Origin of the sequence: Streptomyces atriruber (genome assembly GCF_001418325.1) — a bacterium.
GTDB classification, from domain to species: Bacteria; Actinomycetota; Actinomycetes; order Streptomycetales; family Streptomycetaceae; genus Streptomyces; species Streptomyces atriruber.
In genome coordinates this window covers 1-17,253 of record NZ_LIPN01000248.1, presented here as the reverse complement: position 1 = coordinate 17,253, position 17,253 = coordinate 1, and the positions used below count along the sequence as shown (strand labels likewise).

The window sequence follows — 17,253 nt, the reverse complement described above, 5'->3', positions numbered from 1 at the left end:
GGACACGGGGGACACGGGGGACGCGGGGGACGCGAGCGATGGAGAGGACACCTCCGCATGACCGTCGTCGAACGCCGGGAAGTCGCCCTGGTCGATCTGCTCGACCGGCTCCTCGCGGGCGGCGTGGTCATCGCGGGTGACATCACCCTGCGGATCGCGGACGTCGACCTCGTGCGCATCGACCTGAACGCCCTGATCAGCTCGGTGAACGAGCAGGTGCCCGCGCCGTGGCCGGAGACGGAGTAGCCGATGAGTACACATGCAGATGCCGACACCGACCGCCGGGGGCGCATGGACCTCGACCCCGACACCGTGGAGCGGGACCTGGTGAAACTGGTCCTGACCATCGTCGAGCTGCTGCGTCAGCTGATGGAGCGGCAGGCGGTGCGCCGCTTCGACACCGGTGAGCTGACCGAGGACCAGGAGGAGCGGATCGGCCTCACGCTGATGCTCCTGGAGGACCGGATGGCCGAACTCCGGGGCCGGTACGGGCTGCGGCCCGAGGACCTCAATCTGGACCTCGGGCCGCTGGGCCCGCTGCTCCCCAGGGAGTGAGGCGTCACTTCCGGCAGAGGACCTCGCCGTGCAGCACCGCGAACCACGCGTCCTTGCGCGCGCCCCACTCCCGCCACGCCGCGGAGACCGCCCGCAGCCGCCCGGCGTCGGCGTGGCCGCTCTCCATCGCGCGGTCGGCGTAGGCGGAGGCGAGCGTGCGGTCCGCCCACAGCCCGCTCCACCAGGCGCGCTCCTCCGCGGAGCTGTAGCACCAGGTGTCCGCGGACGCGGTGACGTCCGTGAAACCGGCCGCCAGGGCCCAGGACTTGAGACGGCGTCCCGCGTCGGGCTCGCCGCCGTTGGCGCGGGCCACCCGCCGGTACAGGTCCAGCCAGTCGTCCATGGCGGGCAGCTGCGGATGCCACGTCATCGCCTCGTAGTCCGCGTCGCGGACCGCGACGAGGCCGCCGGGTTTGCAGACCCGGCGCATCTCGCGCAGTGCCCGCACCGGGTCGCCGACGTGCTGGAGCACCTGGTGGGCGTGGACGACGCAGAAGGAGTCGTCGGGGTAGTCGAGGTCGTGCACGTCCGCGACCGCGAACTCGACGTTGTCCAGGCCGCGTTCGGCGGCCGTGGCGCGTGCCTGGTCCAGGACGTCGGGCGCGCGGTCCACACCGGTGACCCGGCCGTCCGGGACCAGCGCGGCCAGGTCGGCGGTGATGGTGCCGGGGCCGCAGCCGATGTCGAGGACCGTCATGTGGGGCTTGAGCGAACCGACCAGATAGGCGGCCGAGTTGGCGGCGGTGCGCCAGGTGTGGGAACGCAGCACGGACTCGTGGTGCCCGTGCGTGTAGACGGCGGTCTCCTTCGGCATGGCGGAGCTCCTTCGGGTGCGACTACGGGAACCGTACGCCGCCATGCCGAATAGTGAGACCTGCGTATCAATATGTGGGCAACACGTGCCTGTGGACGTCAGTCGACACCGGTCGTCGGCGGGGGCACCGGTCGTCAGCGGACACCGGTCAGCGGGCGGTACACCGTCAGCGCCTCCGGCAGCTTGTCGATCATCAACGAGCCCTCGACGTGCGTCACTTCACCGTCGAACGCCACGGCCGTGCCCTCGCCGAGCCCGTCCACCCGCAGCCGGGGCAGCCGCGCGGCCGCCTGCGCGGGGGAGCGCACCTCGGGCCCCGTCAGCGCGGCGGCCAGGAGCCGGGCGCCCGGCCTGCGCCCGCCGTGCACGATGCGCACGTCGAGCAGCCCGTCCGCCAGGTCGAGCCTGCGCCCCGGCGTGAGACCCGGCCGGTGGTAGGTGCAGTTCCCGGCGAACAGCAGCCACAACGCCCGGTCCTTGCCGCGGAACTGGGCGGTCAGCGGGTGCTCGTCGGAGCGCAGCACCTTGAGCGCCGCGAGCACCGACGCCGGTTTGCCGCCGATGCGCGGCGACCAGTGCTCGCGCTGCCGCACCAGCTCCGGGTACACGCCCAGGCTGAACGTGTTGAGGAAGTACCCCTCCTTGGGCTCCCCGGACTTCGACCCGTCCGCGGTGAACCGGCCGACGTCGACGGCGACGGCGTCGCCCGCCTCCACCGCGCCCGCCAGGTCGCGGGCGTCCTCGACCCCGAGGTCGTACGCGAAGTGGTTGAGCGTGCCGCCGGGCAGCACCGCGAGCGGCAGGCCGTGGTGCAGCGCGACACGGGCCGCGGCGTTGGCCGTGCCGTCGCCGCCGCACACCCCGAGGACCTGCGCGCGGGCCGCCGCCTTCTCCAGCTCGGCGCCCACGTCGGCGGGCTCGGCGACGACGACCTCCGCCTCCGGCAGCGCGTCGCGCAGCGCCTTCACCCGCTGCGGGGTGCCCGCCCCGGAGTTGGTCACCAGGACCAGACCGGCGCCGCCCGGCAGCGCGGGCGCCGTCACCCGGGGCCGTCCCGGCGGCGCCAGCTGCGCCCGCGTCGGCACCAGGCCGCGCACCGCGAACGCCGCGCCCGCGCCCAGCGCGCCGCCCACCAGGACATCGCTCGGGAAGTGCGCCCCGGTGTAGACGCGGGAGACCGCGACGGCGGTCGCGAGCGGTGCGACGGCCGCGCCCCAGGCCCGCGACTCCAGCGCCACACCCGTGGCGAACGCGGCGGCGGACGCCGCGTGGCCGGAGGGGAAGGACGTGGTGATCGGCTGCCGCTTGAGCTGCCGTATCAACGGCACCGAGTCGAGCAGCGGCCGGGCGCGGCGCACCGAGCGCTTGCCCAGCGTGTTGATCGTCGCGGAGGCCAGGGCCAGGGAGGCCACGCCGCGCACGGCGGCCCGCCGGGCCCGCGGCGTGCGGGTCGCGGCGATGCCCGCGGCCGCCGCGAACCACAGCACACCGTGGTTGGCGCTCCGGCTCAGCCGCGGCAGCACCCGGTCGGCGCCGGGCCAGTGCCGTGTGGCGACCGCTTCGAAGAGCCGCCCGTCGAAGGAGACCAGGCGGGCCTTGAACGGGCGGTACCCGGCGGCGGGCCGGGACAGGTCGAGACCGGAGACGTCCGGCGAGTCAGCGCACATGGCGCTCACGTACCCCCGCCTGTGCCGTTCAGGCCGCCCCGACCGGGAAACGGTTTGCCCGGGCACCCTTCGGCCACGGAGAATCCCGCTCATGGGACATCTGGAAGCCGCACACCTCGAGTACTACTTGCCGGACGGGCGGGCGCTGCTCGGTGATGTGTCCTTCCGGGTCGGCGAGGGCGCGGTCGTCGCCCTGGTCGGGGCGAACGGCGCGGGCAAGACCACCCTGCTCCGGCTGATCTCCGGCGAGCTCCAGCCGCACGGCGGCAGTGTCACCGTGAGCGGCGGCCTCGGCGTGATGCCGCAGTTCGTGGGCTCCGTGCGTGACGAGACCACCGTCCGCGACCTGCTCGTCTCCGTCGCCCAGCCGCGGATCAGGGCGGCCGCGAAGGCCGTGGACGCCGCCGAGCACGCGATCATGACGGTCGACGACGAGGCCGCCCAGATGCAGTACGCGCAGGCGCTCTCCGACTGGGCGGAGGTGCAGGGGTACGAGGCCGAGACGCTCTGGGACATCTGCACCATGGCCGCGCTCGGCGTTCCGTACGACAAGGCGCAGTTCCGCGAGGTCAGCACGCTCTCCGGCGGCGAGCAGAAGCGCCTCGTCCTGGAGTCCCTGCTGCGCGGCACCGACGAGGTGCTGCTCCTCGACGAGCCGGACAACTACCTCGACGTCCCCGGCAAGCGCTGGCTCGAAGGGCAGCTGAAGGAGACCCGCAAGACCGTCCTGTTCGTCTCCCACGACCGCGAGCTGCTCGCCCGCGCCGCCGAGAAGATCGTCAGCGTCGAGCAGAGCCCCGAGGGAGCCGACGCCTGGGTGCACGGCGGCGGCTTCGCGACGTTCCACGAGGCCCGCAAGGAGCGCTTCGCGCGCTTCGAGGAGCTGCGCCGCCGCTGGGACGAGAAGCACGAGCAGCTGAAGAAGCTGGTCCGCACGCTGCGCCAGGCCGCCGACGTCAGCCACGAAATGGCCTCGCGGTACCACGCGGCCCAGACCAGGCTCCGCAAGTTCGAGGAGGCCGGGCCGCCGCCCGAGCCGCCGCGCGAGCAGGACATCACCATGCGGCTGCACGGCGGACGGACCGGCGTCCGGGCCGTGACCTGCGAGAACCTTGAGCTCACCGGTCTGATGAACCCCTTCGACCTGGAGGTCTTCTACGGCGAGCGGGTCGCCGTCCTAGGCTCCAACGGCTCGGGCAAGTCGCACTTCCTGCGGCTGCTCGCGGGCGACTCAGAGAACCCCGTCGCGCACACCGGCACCTGGAAGCTCGGCGCGCGCGTCGTGCCCGGCCACTTCGCGCAGACCCACTCCCACCCGGAGCTGATGGGCCGCCCGCTCCTGGACATCCTGTGGCGCGAGCACGCGCAGGACCGCGGCGCCGCGATGTCCCGGCTGCGGAGGTACGAACTGACGCAGCAGGCCGAGCAGAACTTCGAGCGGCTCTCCGGCGGCCAGCAGGCCCGCTTCCAGATCCTGCTGCTCGAACTGGAGGGCTGCACGGCCCTGCTCCTCGACGAGCCCACGGACAACCTCGACCTGGAGTCCGCCGAGGCCCTGCAGGAAGGCCTGGAAGCCTTCCAGGGCACGGTCCTCGCCGTCACCCACGACCGCTGGTTCGCCCGCTCCTTCGACCGCTATCTGGTCTTCGGCAGCGACGGCCGGGTCCGTGAGACGCCGGAGCCGGTGTGGGACGAGCGGCGGGTCGACCGCGTGCGGTAGACCCGCCGCCCGATCGGGACCGGCGGCCCCTCGGAGCCCGTCTTTCATCCGAAGGCGGGGGACGCCGGTTTCGTGTGCTCGACGCCAGGCGTCGCCCGGCACGTCACGTCCTTCGCCGGCAGCCTGCCGGTGACCAGATACGCCGTGGCGGTGTCCTCCGCGCACCGGTTGGCCGGGCCGGCGGACATGCCGTACACGACGCCGTGCCCCTCGCCCTCGTCGACGGTCAGCAGCCGGGATCCCTTGAGCGCGCGGTGCATGCCGCGCGCCGCCGACAGCGGGGTCTGCGAGTCCCACTCGTTCTGCACGATCAGCGTGTCCACGTGGTTGTCGACCTTGGTGAGGGGCTCCACCGGCCGGTCCCAGAAGGCGCACGGGTTGACGTTGGACGCGAAGTCCCCGAACAGCGGGTAGCGGGCGGCGTCACGGATCGAGTCGCGGCGGTACGTCTCCGGATCGCGCGGCATGGGGGCGTCACCGCACACGACGGTCCAGAGGGCCGACACCAGGTTGTCCGTGCTCTCCGGCGCGGTCGGGAAATCGGGCACCGGCTTGCCCGCGGCCGCGTCCTTCAGCATGCCGACGAGCTCGGCGGCGCTGCGGACGGTGAAGAACTCGCGGCGCAGGAAGCCGCGGATGTCCGTACCGGTGAGCTTGGCCGTGCCCACGTCGATCGGATCACGGTCGGCCCGCTTCACCAGGTCCCAGAAGGTCTCGGAGACTTCGGCCGGGGTCTTCCCCAAGTCGTACGTCGCCGAGTGCGCGGCCGTCCACCGCGTCCAGCGCGCGAACGCGGGCTCGGCCTCCGGCGCCCACACCTGGAACATCTTCCGCCACATCAGCTTCGGGTCGACGGCGCTGTCGAGGACGAACCGGTCGGCCCGCCGGGGGAACAACTGCGTGTAGACGGACCCGAGCGCGGTGCCGTACGAGACGCCGTAGTACGAGATCTTCTTCTCGCCGAGGACCGCCCGCAGGACGTCCATGTCCCGCGCGGTGTTGCGGGTCGTCATGTGGGAGAGCGCCGGGCCCGTCCGCTCGCGGCACTTGTCCGCCACGGTCCTCGCCCAGGCGACGTTCTCGCCGAACGGCCGGTAGGAGCGCGGGAACCGCTTCTCGTCGTCGGTGAGCCCGCAGTTGACGGGCGTGCTCGCGCCGATGCCACGGGGGTCGAACCCGATGAGATCGTACCGGTCGGTCACGGACTTCGGCATGGTCTCGGTGAAGTAGAGCGGCAGGTCGAGCCCCGGGCCGCCGGGTCCGCCGGGGTTGGAGAGCAGGACGCCGCGGCGCTTGCTCGCGTCGCCCGCCCGGATCCGGGATATCGCGAGGTCGATGGCGGTGCCGCCGGGGTCGCGGTAGTCGAGCGGGACTTTGATGGTGGCGCACTGGTAGGCGGCGGGCGTGTCGGCGCCGCACCGCTTCCAGTCCGGGGTCTGGTCGGTGAACCGGGTCGTCGGGCGGCTTTCGGTGTCCTGCCGGGGCGCGGCCGAGGCCGAGGCCGGCAGCGCGGCGAGGCCGGGGGCCAGGAGGGCGGTGACACCCAGGGCGAGGAGCGGTGAGCGGCGTCTCGGTACGGAGTGGGGCACGTGGGCGGTCCTTCCCGTCGGAATTGCTCTGCCGACCGGGTGGACGCGGAAACAGCGTCCCCTGCCTCCCCATCGGGCGCCGCTGTTTCAGGACATTTCCGGGGCGGCTGTACGCGCCGGTTCCGCCGTGCGGTGCGCGCGCGGACCGTGCGCGGTGCATCCTGGGTAGTACGGGCCCAGCGGGTACCCGGGAAGCAGGGCGCGCCGTCACAGAGCGATCCGGACAGGGACCGGACGCAGAGCGATCGGAGCGATCCATGAACGGAGTCGATCCGGGCAGGCTGGACGACCAGCAGCTCATCAAGGAGCTGGAGACGATCCACCGCACCCGCCACAGCACTCTGCTGCACGGTTCGAACGACGCCCTGCGGGCGCACAACGACCGCATGGCGCAGCTCGAAGGCGAGTATCTGCGCCGTCATCCGCGCAGGTCGGTGGCCGGTGGACGGACCCGCGCGGGCGCGCGCGAGAGGGGAACCACAGGCACATGACGGACGACCCGAACCTGCTGGAGCGGCACGGCGAGGCGCTCGACCTCTTCACGGACCGCGTGCACGCCGTCCGCGCCGACCAGTGGGACGCCGCCACCCCCTGCAGTGACTGGACCGTGCACGACCTGGTCAATCACCTCGCGTCCGAACAGCTGTGGGTGCCGCCGCTGCTCCGCGACGGTGCCACCACGCAGTCCGTCGGGGACGCCTTCGACGGCGACATGCTCGGCCCCGACCCGGTCGCCTCCTGGGACACCGCGGCCGCCGCCTCCCGTGCCGCGTTCCGTGAGCCGGGCGCCCTGGACCGCACCGTCCACCTGTCCTTCGGAGAGACCTCCGCCGCCTTCTACGGCGGCCAGATGACCACCGATCTCGTGGTGCACGCCTGGGACCTGTCCCGTGCGATCGGCGCCGACGAGACGCTGCCCGAGGATCTCGTCGACTTTGCGATGGGTGAAGTGTCGCCGTACGCGGATGAGTTGGCGAAGAGCGGCCTCTTCGCCCCGGCGGTGGAGCCGCCGGCCGGCGCGGACGCGCAGACGAGGCTGCTGAGCCTGCTGGGCCGCCAGGTGTAGCGGAGCACACAAGACCGCACAAGACCGCGCAAGGCGGTGCAAGGTGCCGTTGTCGACCTTTCGGCTCGCGAACAGAGGGAACCTGATGTTCATGAGAGTCGGAGTGGTGGATGTGGGGTCGAACACGGTGCGGCTGGTCGTCGCGGATGCCGACGGGCAGGTGCCGTTGCCGGTCCACACGGTGAAGAGACGGCTGCGGCTCGGCGAGCACCTGGACGACGAGGGGCGCCTCGCCGAGGAGCCGGTCCGCGAGCTGGTCGACGCCGTGCGCGACGTGCAGGAGGAGGCGCAGAGATGGGGGGTCGTCGAGCCGTTCGCCTTCGTCACCTCGATCGTGCGCGACGCCCCGAACCGGGCCGAGGTGCTGGAGGCGGTGGAGGCCGGGACCGGAATCCGGCTGCGCACGCTGTCGGGTGAGGCCGAGGCGGAGCTGACGTTCCTCGCCGCCCGCAGGTGGATGGGCTGGCGGGCGGGGCCGCTGGTGCTCTTCGACATCGGCGGTGGCTCGCTCGAAGTGGCCTTCGGCCGCAGCCGTCTGCCCGACTACGCGGCCTCGCTGCCGCTCGGGGCGAGACGGCTGACGCGGGACCTCTTCGACGGCCAGGACCCGCCCCGCGAGGAGGACCTCAAGGCGGTGCGCCGCCAGGTGCGCCACCAACTGCGGGACGTGGCCGCCCGGATCCGCTGGGAGATGCCGCACACGGCCGTCGCCACGTCGCGCACGTTCCAGCAGCTCGCCAGGTTGTGCGGCGCGGCTCCGGGCCGCTACGGCCCGTTCGTGGAAAGGCAGTTGGGGCGCGTCGAGCTCGGCAGGGCGCTCAAGGAACTGGCCCGGCTGCCCGCCGAACGGCGCGCCCAGCTGCCGGGCATCTCGGCGGCGCGCGCCGGTCAGTGCGTGGCCGGGGCGGTGGTCGCCCACACGGCGATGAAGCTGACCGGCATCGAGGAGGTGACGGTCTGCCCCTGGGCCCTGCGCGAAGGCATCCTGCTCCGCTACATCGAGGACGGCGACGCGGACTGGTGGGCCAGGGAACACGTGCACACGGGCGACGTGAACCGCACCGGCTCGATGCTGGTGCCGCTGACCGCCGAGACCTGCGCGACGTGAGCGCGGCGGCGCGCCGGGCCCTCGGGCGGCGCGCCGGGGGAGGGGTCAGCCGGCCTGCGGCTTCGCCCCCTTGGCGAACGCCGCGAGGAACGCCTCGCAGAACGCCTTGAGGTCGTCCGGCCTGCGGCTGGTGACGAGCGTGTTGGGGCCGCCCTCGCAGACCTTGACCTGCTCGTCGACCCAGGTGCCGCCCGCGTTGCGGATGTCGGTCCTGAGGCTCGGCCAGGAGGTCAGCGTCCGGCCGCGCAGCACGTCCGCCTCGATGAGCGTCCAGGGGGCGTGACAGATCGCCGCCACCGGGAGGCCCTGGTCGAAGAACTGCTTCACGAACGCCACGGCCTTCTCGTCCGTGCGCAGGTGGTCGGGGTTGGCGACGCCGCCGGGCAGCACGAGTCCGTCGAACGCGTCGGCCCGGGCGTCGCCCACGACCTCCTGGACGGGGAAGGTGTCCGCCTTGTCGAGGTGGTGGAAGCCCTGCACCTCTCCGGGGTCCGTCGACACCAGAACGGCCTCACCGCCCGCGTCCCGGACGGCCTGCGCGGGGTCCGTGAGTTCGATCTGCTCGACGCCCTCGGGCGCTACGAGGAACGCGATGCGCTGCGGCATGGCGGGGTCGTCCCTTCTCTCCACTGCTTCTCCGTGCGGATGACGCCCCGTGCGGAAGGCGCTCCGTACGTCCGTACAGAGTGCGGTTGTCCGTATAGGGATTGATTAAACCCCTTTGCTCCCATCGGGAGCCGCACGGCTGATGTCGGCGAGTGCCGACGTCGGGTCCTCCGACAGGGCGAGGTCGCCGAGGCTCACCATTCCCACCGGATGGCCGTCCTCCACGACGGGCAGCCGTCGCACCGCGTGGTCGCGCATCAGGCCGATGGCCGCCGAGACCGCCTCGTCGGGGGTCACCACCACCGGGTTGGGCGTGCAGACGGCCTGTGCGCTGACCGTCAGCGGATCGGCGCCGTCGGCCACGGCGCGCAGTGCTATGTCCCGGTCGGTGAGCACACCGAGGACCCGGCCCTCGGACGCGACCAGGACGTCGCCGATGTCCTGGGCGCGCATCAGCTGTGCCGCTTCGACGAGAGAGGCGTCCGGGCGTACGGCCACGACGCCCGGCGTCATGACATCCCTTACGTGATCAGCCATGGCTGGAGCCCTTTCCTGCATACGTCCGGCATGGGTTCGTCATAGGTTCCTGGGTTCGGCGCGTTCACTCCGCCCGCAGTACCCCTGAGCCACGGAGCCATGCCTCACCCGTCGGGAAGGTGACAGAACGGCCGTCCCGGCCGGGTGTTGGGTCGCCCCGACGGGAAACCCGTGAGTGTTTGTCGCAGGAAGCGCGGGGCAGGCGGAAGGGCAGTGCTTCGGACCGGAGGCACGTCCGTGGGAGCGTCCGTGACGCTCACCCCCCTCGGGTGTGCCCGAGGCGGCCCGACGTGCGCGCACTCCCACGGTGACCGTCCATCCCAAGGCACCCATGAGGGAGTTGCGACGCACCATGCGATCCCACAGCACAGCTGCAGTGGCCACGAGGCCCAAACGTCATCCGCACGACGACGCCCCCGACACCGCGGACGCCTTCGCCCGCCTCGTCGAACTGGCGCCGGGACCCGAACGGGACACCCTGCGCCAGGAGATCGTCCAGGCCTGGCTCCCGATGGCGGAACGCCTCGCCGGCCGGTTCCGCAACCGCGGCGAGTCCCTCGACGACCTGCGGCAGGTCGCGGCCCTCGGCCTGGTGAAGGCCGTCGACCGCTACGACCCGCGGCGCGGCACCGCGTTCGAGAGCTACGCGGTCCCCACCGTCACCGGTGAGATCAAGCGGCACTTCCGCGACCACATGTGGACCCTGCACGTGCCGCGCCGCGTCCAGGACCTGCGCAACCGCGTGCGGTTCGCCCGCCAGGACCTCGCCCAGACGGTGTCCGGGCGCGCCCCCACCACCGCCGAGATCGCCATCCACGCGCAGATGAGCGAGGAGGACGCGAAGGCCGGTCTGGAGGCGCTCGACAGCTTCACCGCGCTCTCCCTGGACGCCGAACTGCCGGGCAGCGAGGACGGCTACTCGCTGAGCGACGCCCTGGGCGGCACCGACCCCGCGCTCGACGTCGTCGTCGACCGCGAGGCCGTCAAACCGCGCATCGCGCAGCTCCCCGAGCGCGAACGGACCATCCTCTACATGCGGTTCTTCGGCGACATGACGCAGAGCAGCATCGCCGACGAGATGGGCATCTCGCAGATGCACGTCTCGCGGCTCATCAGCCGCTGCTGCGACCGGCTGCGCGACCAGGTCATGCGCGACGCCGCCTGACGCCCCGGCCGCCGACGGGGATGTCCCGGCCGCCTCAGCGGCCGGCCGTGCCGCGCCGCATGGCGAGCGCCATGTGCCGGGACATCACGTCGACCGCCCGCGCCTCGGCCAGCGAGAAGGCGAGCCGCGCGCCGCTCCGGAAGAGCGTGAGGACACCCTCCACGGGGCCGTGCGTGCGGGCGGTCAGCGGGACGCACAGCAGGGACGTGACCTCGGCGCGGACGAGCACGTGCGCGCCGGACGTGTCCCTGCCGAAGGCGTCCGGGTCCTCCGGGCGCACCTGCAGGGAAGCCGCCCCGCCGCGGGCCGCCTCGACGACGAGGGGGCACGCGGCGGGGTCCTGCGCGAGCACGTCGGCGGCCGGGGCGTCCGGTGGTCCGAGAACCGCCGTGCGCCGCAGCCGGGCGGCGCCCTCGTCGGCGATCACCCAGTCCGCGAACCGCCCGTGCAGGACCGCGGCCGCCGCCTCCAGGACCCCCGCGCGATCGCCGTCCTCCACGGTCAGCAGCGCCGACGTCATGGCGTCCATCAGGTCGAGCTGGGCCGCGTGCCGGGTCGCCTCGCCGAGATCGGGGGCGGGCCCCTGGATGCTCGGCCGATGCGGCGTGCGGTCACCCGTGGGCTGCAGCACGACGAGGACCGCCGTGCGGGGCTCGGCGCCGGGGCGCAGCGCCGTGAGGGTCGCGCGGACCGGGGTGCCGGGGTTCTGCTGGAGGTGGACGTTCAGGCTCCGGTCGCCCTCGCCGCGGGCGACCGCCGCGGTCTGCGAACGGAACGCGACCCGGTCCGCGTGCACCAGGAACCCGGTCAGCGGCCGCCCCGTCGCGTATCCCGCGCGGACGCCGGTCAGGCCCGTCGCGGCGAAGTTCATCCGCCGCACGACGGTCTCCCTGTCGACCAGGGCGACCGGCAGCGGCATCCGCTGGAACAGGGACCGCAGCAGCCGCTGCTCGTCGCGGTCCGAAGTGGCGTCGTCCCACTGGCCGTTCACGGCCAGCCGCTCGTACGTGGGCCACAACTGGTCCGCCACGTGGTCGAGTTCGAAGAGTGCGGCGTCGAGCACGGTGCCGAGGTCACCGGAGGGGACGGAGCGGGCCGACTTCAACTCCGCGGTGCGGCGCACAAAATCCGCGAGCTCTTCACCGAACTCTTCCATCTGGGACATGCGTCGAACCTAACCGCTGCGACCGTTTTCCGTAGGGCTTGGCGGGAAGCCGAGGAGAAGAGGAGGAACAGTCATGGCACCCTTGCCCGACCCGGACCTGCTTCGACCAGAATCATCCCTGCCCGGCCGCAGGCTGTCCGAACTCGCCGAGCAGGCCGTGCGCTGCACACCCGCCTGCTGCGGCGCGAGCACGATGGTGTCCGACGGCGGCGACGAGCACCCCGTCACCGTCACCCATCCCGACCTCGCCGGGCTCGTCTCGGTGCAACTGCGCTCCGGCGACGGCCCCATCCCCGCTGCCGAGGAGCGGGGCGCGCCCGTCGACGCCGAGGACCTGCTGCGGGACGAGCGGTGGCCCGCGTACCGCGCGATGGCCCTCGACGCGGGCGTACGTTCCTGTGTGACGCTGCCCTTCCAGCGCGGCGGGCTCACCGTCACCCTGACCCTGTTCAGCTTCCGCCCCGGCGCGCTCGACGACTCCGGGCGCGGGCCCGCCCAGGCGCTCGGGGACCTCGCGACGACGAGCTTCGTGCGCGACCGGCACTACCGCGCCGCGCTGACCGAGCTGGACCAGCTCGCCACGGCCCTGCGGAAGCGGCCCGTCGTGGACCAGGCGACCGGAATCGTCATGCACGTCCTTGACTGCGACGCGGACACCGCCTTCGGAGTGCTGCGGCGGATCTCCCAGACCACCAACCGCAAGCTGGCGGACGTCGCGGCCGCACTCGTCGAGACGAGGGGCCACGGCCTGGAACGCGAACTGGTCTCACTGGCCCGCTGAGGGCCACGACAGGGGCCCGGACCGGTCAGGAGCGACCGGTCCGGGCCCTTCGCGTCGCTCACCCGGGCGGGGGCCAGCGCGGGCGGGAGGGGCGGCGCCGCGTTGTGATGGGCACGTACGGAGATGTCCCGGAATGCCCTGGGTACGGACCGGTGCGATGGGGCAAGAGCAGGGCAGAGTCACGTGAGTGCACGGAGGTACGGATGAGGCGGACGGAGACGGAGGGCCGCGGCCCCGTCCGGTACGGGCCGCCCCGGCCGGAGCCGGGCCTTCCGGTGCTGCCCGAGCTGGCGGCGGCCGCCGCGGCGGCCGCGGGCCGCTCCCCGGCCGAGCCCGCGGGCGGCGGCCCCGTGCTCCTCGACGCCGCGAGCGGATACTGGGCCCGGCGCGGCCTGCCCGTGGAGCGCGACCGGATCGTCGCCGCCCCCGGCGCCGCGCCCCTCCTGCTCGCCCTCACCGCGGTCCTCGGCGGCGACGTCCTGCTGCCCCGCCCCTGCCCCGCCTGGTGGGCGCCCCAGGCAAGACTGCTCGGCCGCGGCGTCTACCACGTGCCGACACCCGCCGAGTGCGGCGGCGTCCCCGACCCGTACGCCCTGCTGGAAACCGTCCGCCGGGTCCGCGCCGAGGGCGGCAGGCCCCGGCTCCTCGTGCTCTCCGTCGCCGACGACCCGACCGCCACCGTGCCGCCGCCCGAAGTGCTCCACGAGGCGGTGGAGGCCGCCGCGGACGAGGGGCTGCACATCGTCAGCGACGAGACCTGGCGCGACACCCTGCACCATCCTCGCGACACCGTCCTGATCGGCCCCGCCGAGATGGACCACGAGCGGGTGACCGTCCTGTGCGACCTCGCCGGGCCGTTCCTGCCCCCGGCGCTGCCCGCCGCCGTCGCCCGCTTCCCCGCCACCACCGAGGGCGCCGCTCTGCGCGCCCGCTCCCTGGACGTGCTCACCGCGCTCGGCGCGACCCTCGCGGCCCCCGCCGCCGCCGCGGCGTCGTACGCACTCGGCGAGCCGGACGCGGTCGTCGAGCGGCTCGCCGCCGCCGTCCGGCTGCACGCGCGCGTGGCGGGCGCCGCACAGCGCGCCCTGCTCGCCGCGGGCGCCCTGGTCAGACCCCCGCAGGCGGGCCGCCACCTCTACGCCGACCTCGGCCCCCTGCGCTCCGCACTCGCCGCCCGGCACGTCGGCGACGCGCAGGACCTGGAGGACTTCCTCGGCGAACGCCTCGGCATGCCCGCGCCGGGCGGCCACCGCTTCGGGGACGACATCGACGCCCTGCGCGTGCGGCTGTCCACAGGACCGCTCCTCGGCTCGACCCCGGCGGAACGCCAGGCGACGCTCACCGCCGCGGACCCCCTGGAATTGCCGCACGTGGAGGGGGCGTTGAGCATGTTCGGTACGGCCTTCGACGACCTCCGCGCAGCCGCGCAGCGAATGGAGCCGCCTCGATGACCCAGCAGGCACAGGAGCAGGCACAGGCACAGCAGCAGACCCGGGGAAGGGCACCGGGGCGGGCGCCGGACCAGGCGCCCGACACCCTCGCCCCGCCCCGGCCGCCCGGCGGCACCCGGCTGTGGCCGAAGTCCTTCGCCGACCGGCTGACCGCCCCGCTGCCCGGTCTGCGCGGCATCGCCAGGCTGGCCCGCGAGAGCGCGCTGCGGCCGAGCGCCGACGGACTCGCCGACATCCAGCGGCTGCCCTTCGAACCCGGCCCCCTGCCGCGCGTCGACGACCGCACCGTCGCCGTCACCTGGGTGGGGCACGCCAGCTGGGTCGTCCGCATCGGCGGCCTCACCGTCCTCACCGACCCCGTCTGGTCCCGCAGGATCCTCGGCACTCCGGCCCGCGTCACGCCCGCCGGGGTCGCCTGGAGCGCGCTGCCGCGCGTCGACGCGGTCGTCATCAGCCACAACCACTACGACCACCTGGACGCGCCGACCCTCGCCAGACTCCCCAGGGACACCCCCGTCTTCGTGCCCGCGGGCCTCGGCCGCTGGTTCACCCGCCGACGCTTTCGCGACGTCACCGAACTCGACTGGTGGGAGGCCTCGGAACTGGGCGGGGTGCGCCTCGACTTCGTACCGGCCCACCACTGGTCCAAGCGGAGCCTCGTCGACACCTGCCGGACGCTGTGGGGCGGCTGGGTCCTCACGGACACCGAGGGACAGCGCCTCTACTTCGCGGGCGACACCGGGTACGGCCACTGGTTCGAACGGATCGGCGCCCGCTACCCCGGCATCGACCTCGCGCTCCTGCCGATCGGCGCCTACGAGCCGCGGTGGTGGCTGAGCGACGTCCACTGCGACCCGGAGGAGGCGGTCCGCGCGGCGGCCGACCTGGGCGCGCGCCGCATGGCCCCCATGCACTGGGGCACGTTCCTGCTCTCCGCCGAGCCCGTGCTCGAACCGCTCACCCGGGTGCGTACGGCCTGGGAGCGGACGGGACGGCCGCGCGAGGACCTGTGGGACCTGCCGGTGGGCGGGTCACGGGTCCTGGCGCGGCGCGAGAGCGGGGCGGGGCCGGGGCAGGCAGCCGCTACGCCAGGGCGTGCCTGACCCTGCGCCACACCGTCGGTGCCACGCTGATCACCAGTGTCAGCCCGACCGCCACCGCCACGCCCTCCCACGGCTCCTTGAAGAGCGACCCGCCGAGGATGCCGATGAGCTGGTACGTCACCGCCCACGCGAGACACGCAGGCACGTCCCCGCGGGCGAACCGGCGCAGCGGCATCTTCGCCATCAGACACGCCAGCATCACCGGGATCCGGCCCGCGGGCACGAGCCGCGACAGTACGAGGACCATCACGCCGTGGTCCGCCAGCTTGGCCTGCGCCTGCGCGAGCCGCTCCTCCGGCGCCCGGTCCCGGATCGCCTCCAGCCAGCGCGACCCGTTCTTCGACTTCATGCCGCGCCGCCCCAGCCAGTACAGGGCGACGTCCCCGAGGAACGCGGCGAACGCCGCGACTCCGAAGACGATGAGCAGCGCGAACGGCGCCGTCTGGTGGAAGGCGACCACCGCCGCCGAACTGACCAGCGCACCCGTCGGCACCACCGGCACCAGCGCGCCGATCGCCACGAGGAGGAACAGCGACGGGTAGCCGACTGCCTGCTGTGTGCTCTCCGGCGTCACCTGGGCCACTGAGGCAAGCATTACTTGGCCACCTCCGGCAGCACGCTCTCCCCGTGGGCGAGCCGGTGCACCGACACCTCGGGGGCGAGCCGGGCGGCATGCCGGACGAACTCGTGCCCCGGCGCGTGGAACTCGTGCGGGCGCACGGCGTCCATACCGATCGGCCAGTACGTTCCGTAGTGCACCGGGACCGCGCTGCGCGGCGCGATCCTGGCGAGCGCCTGAGCGGCCCGGCCCGCGTCCAGATGGCCGTGGCCCAGGTACGGACCCCAGCCGCCGACCGGCAGCAGCGCCACGTCGACGTCGCCGACCTCGTCGGCCATCCCGTCGAACAACCCCGTGTCCCCGGCGAAGTAGGTGCGCGCCTCGCCGACCACGACATAGCCGAGGGCCTGCGAACGGTGCGGGCCGACGGGCAGCCGCCGCCCGTCGTGCAGTGCGGACACCACCCGTATGACGAGATCGCCGACCGCCACCTCGTCGCCCGGCACGACCTCGCTGAACCGCAGGTGCGCAAGCCTGCGGGTCAGGCCCGGCAGCGACCGCACCGTGCCCCGCGGCACCAGGGCACGGGTGCCCGGCGCGAGCCGGGCGAGCGAGGGCACGTGCAGATGGTCGGCGTGCAGGTGCGAGAGGAGCACCACGTCGGCGACCGCCGCCCGCGGCGGCGGCAGGACGCCCCTGCGGCGCCGCAGATGCGCGAGGCGGCGGGCGAAGAGGGGGTCGGTCAGTACGCGGACGCCCGAGTCCTCGACCGTGCAAGTGGCGTGACCCCACCATGTGACCTCGACGGGCACCCGGTTCCTCCTTCGTGCGACTGTCTCCGAGCCTACGGCCAGGAGTAGGGTCAGCGGCTGAGACCGAAGGTCAAGGGGGACGCCGTGGGAGATGCCGTGGGCACCGCCGTCGTGCGCGTCGCGGCGATCGCCAGCCTGACGCCCCTGGAGGAGCTGGACGCCGACCCCTTCCTGGTGGACTCGCGCAGCCAGCACGCGATGTGCGCGCGCTGGGCGGCCGACCGGGGGTACGTGATCACCCGGGAGTTCGTCGTACGAGGGCTGCGCGCCGACCACGTGATGCTGTGGGGCGACGTGGACTCGGGCCTCGTGGACCTCTTCGTCGCCCCCAGCCGAAGGGTCCTGGAGCGGGCACTGCGGTCCGCGGACGAGTTCACCGCGGAGTGCGCGCGGCGGGGGGTGCGGGTCGAGACGGCGGGGCTCGCCGAGCCGGCGTACGACTCCCGGATGAAGGCGAGCGTGCATCGGCGGCTTTCCATGCCTACTGCGGGGTACGACGGCTGCTGAGGTTGCGGCTGCGCTTGGGCGTCTCTTCTCCGCCGCTCCGCGGCGTGC

General features: G+C 73.4%; 19 protein-coding genes. 11 read left to right on the top strand and 8 right to left on the bottom strand.

What is annotated here, in order from left to right; all coding sequences use genetic code 11:
- Positions 1 to 57: 57 nt before the first annotated feature.
- Complete coding sequence (locus AOK03_RS24795) at positions 58 to 246, top strand: gas vesicle protein (RefSeq protein ID WP_055567556.1); 189 nt, start codon at positions 58 to 60, stop codon at positions 244 to 246.
- A 3-nt stretch (positions 247 to 249) separates the two neighbouring features.
- Positions 250 to 555 (top strand): gas vesicle protein K, encoded by a 306-nt coding sequence (locus AOK03_RS24790; protein ID WP_055567555.1) that lies wholly within the window; start codon positions 250 to 252, stop codon positions 553 to 555.
- Between the two features lie 4 nt (positions 556 to 559).
- Here AOK03_RS24790 and AOK03_RS24785 read toward each other — a convergent pair whose 3' ends face one another.
- Together AOK03_RS24785 and AOK03_RS24780 are read right to left on the bottom strand one after the other, a co-directional pair.
- A complete protein-coding gene (locus tag AOK03_RS24785; protein ID WP_055567554.1) occupies positions 560 to 1,369 on the bottom strand; it encodes a class I SAM-dependent methyltransferase in 810 nt (269 codons plus the stop codon).
- 134 nt (positions 1,370 to 1,503) lie between these two features.
- Positions 1,504 to 3,036: a bifunctional phosphatase PAP2/diacylglycerol kinase family protein gene (locus tag AOK03_RS24780; RefSeq protein ID WP_055567553.1), complete on the bottom strand. Its 1,533-nt coding sequence runs from the start codon at positions 3,034 to 3,036 to the stop codon at positions 1,504 to 1,506.
- Between the two features lie 91 nt (positions 3,037 to 3,127).
- On the opposite strand from AOK03_RS24780, the gene AOK03_RS24775 reads away from it, so the two are divergent.
- A complete protein-coding gene (locus tag AOK03_RS24775; protein WP_055567552.1) occupies positions 3,128 to 4,756 on the top strand; it encodes an ABC-F family ATP-binding cassette domain-containing protein in 1,629 nt (542 codons plus the stop codon).
- 44 nt (positions 4,757 to 4,800) lie between these two features.
- Here the strand turns inward: AOK03_RS24775 and AOK03_RS24770 are convergent, their stop codons facing one another.
- A complete protein-coding gene (locus tag AOK03_RS24770) occupies positions 4,801 to 6,345 on the bottom strand; it encodes an alpha/beta hydrolase (protein WP_055567551.1) in 1,545 nt (514 codons plus the stop codon).
- A 257-nt stretch (positions 6,346 to 6,602) separates the two neighbouring features.
- Here AOK03_RS24770 and AOK03_RS24765 point away from each other — a divergent pair, with 257 nt between their 5' ends.
- The 3 genes from AOK03_RS24765 to AOK03_RS24755 all read left to right on the top strand — a co-directional run bounded on the left by AOK03_RS24765 (position 6,603) and on the right by AOK03_RS24755 (position 8,519).
- Positions 6,603 to 6,836: a DUF6158 family protein gene (locus AOK03_RS24765; RefSeq protein ID WP_055567550.1), complete on the top strand. Its 234-nt coding sequence runs from the start codon at positions 6,603 to 6,605 to the stop codon at positions 6,834 to 6,836.
- Entirely contained in the window at positions 6,833 to 7,411 is a 579-nt protein-coding gene (locus tag AOK03_RS24760) for a TIGR03086 family metal-binding protein (RefSeq protein WP_055567549.1), read from the top strand. The genes AOK03_RS24765 and AOK03_RS24760 overlap by 4 nt, the downstream gene beginning before the upstream one ends.
- A 91-nt stretch (positions 7,412 to 7,502) precedes the next feature.
- On the top strand, positions 7,503 to 8,519 hold the full coding sequence (locus AOK03_RS24755) for a Ppx/GppA family phosphatase (RefSeq protein WP_055567557.1): 1,017 nt from the start codon (positions 7,503 to 7,505) through the stop codon (positions 8,517 to 8,519).
- 45 nt (positions 8,520 to 8,564) lie between these two features.
- On the opposite strand, the gene AOK03_RS24750 is transcribed toward AOK03_RS24755, so the two are convergent.
- Both AOK03_RS24750 and AOK03_RS24745 read right to left on the bottom strand, forming a co-directional pair.
- Complete coding sequence (locus AOK03_RS24750; protein ID WP_055567548.1) at positions 8,565 to 9,125, bottom strand: type 1 glutamine amidotransferase domain-containing protein; 561 nt, start codon at positions 9,123 to 9,125, stop codon at positions 8,565 to 8,567.
- 105 nt (positions 9,126 to 9,230) lie between these two features.
- Positions 9,231 to 9,662, bottom strand: a complete 432-nt coding sequence (locus AOK03_RS24745; RefSeq protein ID WP_055567547.1) for a CBS domain-containing protein — start codon at positions 9,660 to 9,662, stop codon at positions 9,231 to 9,233.
- Between the two features lie 352 nt (positions 9,663 to 10,014).
- Between AOK03_RS24745 and AOK03_RS24740 the strand changes: the two genes are divergently transcribed.
- A complete protein-coding gene (locus AOK03_RS24740; RefSeq protein ID WP_055567546.1) occupies positions 10,015 to 10,827 on the top strand; it encodes an RNA polymerase sigma factor SigF in 813 nt (270 codons plus the stop codon).
- A 34-nt stretch (positions 10,828 to 10,861) separates the two neighbouring features.
- On the opposite strand, the gene AOK03_RS24735 is transcribed toward AOK03_RS24740, so the two are convergent.
- A complete protein-coding gene (locus AOK03_RS24735; RefSeq protein WP_055567545.1) occupies positions 10,862 to 11,992 on the bottom strand; it encodes a PAS domain-containing protein in 1,131 nt (376 codons plus the stop codon).
- Between the two features lie 73 nt (positions 11,993 to 12,065).
- Here AOK03_RS24735 and AOK03_RS24730 point away from each other — a divergent pair, with 73 nt between their 5' ends.
- The 3 genes from AOK03_RS24730 to AOK03_RS24720 all read left to right on the top strand — a co-directional run bounded on the left by AOK03_RS24730 (position 12,066) and on the right by AOK03_RS24720 (position 15,327).
- Positions 12,066 to 12,773 (top strand): ANTAR domain-containing response regulator, encoded by a 708-nt coding sequence (locus tag AOK03_RS24730; protein ID WP_055567544.1) that lies wholly within the window; start codon positions 12,066 to 12,068, stop codon positions 12,771 to 12,773.
- Between the two features lie 203 nt (positions 12,774 to 12,976).
- A complete protein-coding gene (locus AOK03_RS24725) occupies positions 12,977 to 14,224 on the top strand; it encodes an aminotransferase class I/II-fold pyridoxal phosphate-dependent enzyme (protein WP_055567543.1) in 1,248 nt (415 codons plus the stop codon).
- The gene (locus AOK03_RS24720) at positions 14,221 to 15,327 is read left to right on the top strand and encodes an MBL fold metallo-hydrolase (protein ID WP_055567542.1); all 1,107 of its coding nucleotides are present in this window, start codon (positions 14,221 to 14,223) and stop codon (positions 15,325 to 15,327) included. Before AOK03_RS24725 ends, AOK03_RS24720 begins: the two co-directional genes overlap by 4 nt.
- Here AOK03_RS24720 and AOK03_RS24715 read toward each other — a convergent pair.
- The gene (locus tag AOK03_RS24715) at positions 15,308 to 15,922 is read right to left on the bottom strand and encodes a DedA family protein (protein WP_055567541.1); all 615 of its coding nucleotides are present in this window, start codon (positions 15,920 to 15,922) and stop codon (positions 15,308 to 15,310) included. The two genes, AOK03_RS24720 and AOK03_RS24715, sit on opposite strands and share 20 nt — an antisense overlap.
- On the bottom strand, positions 15,922 to 16,698 hold the full coding sequence (locus tag AOK03_RS24710) for an MBL fold metallo-hydrolase (RefSeq protein ID WP_055567540.1): 777 nt from the start codon (positions 16,696 to 16,698) through the stop codon (positions 15,922 to 15,924). The genes AOK03_RS24715 and AOK03_RS24710 overlap by 1 nt, the downstream gene beginning before the upstream one ends.
- 84 nt (positions 16,699 to 16,782) lie before the next feature.
- Here AOK03_RS24710 and AOK03_RS24705 point away from each other — a divergent pair, with 84 nt between their 5' ends.
- The gene (locus AOK03_RS24705) at positions 16,783 to 17,205 is read left to right on the top strand and encodes a hypothetical protein (RefSeq protein ID WP_244177725.1); all 423 of its coding nucleotides are present in this window, start codon (positions 16,783 to 16,785) and stop codon (positions 17,203 to 17,205) included.
- Positions 17,206 to 17,253 lie beyond the last annotated feature (48 nt).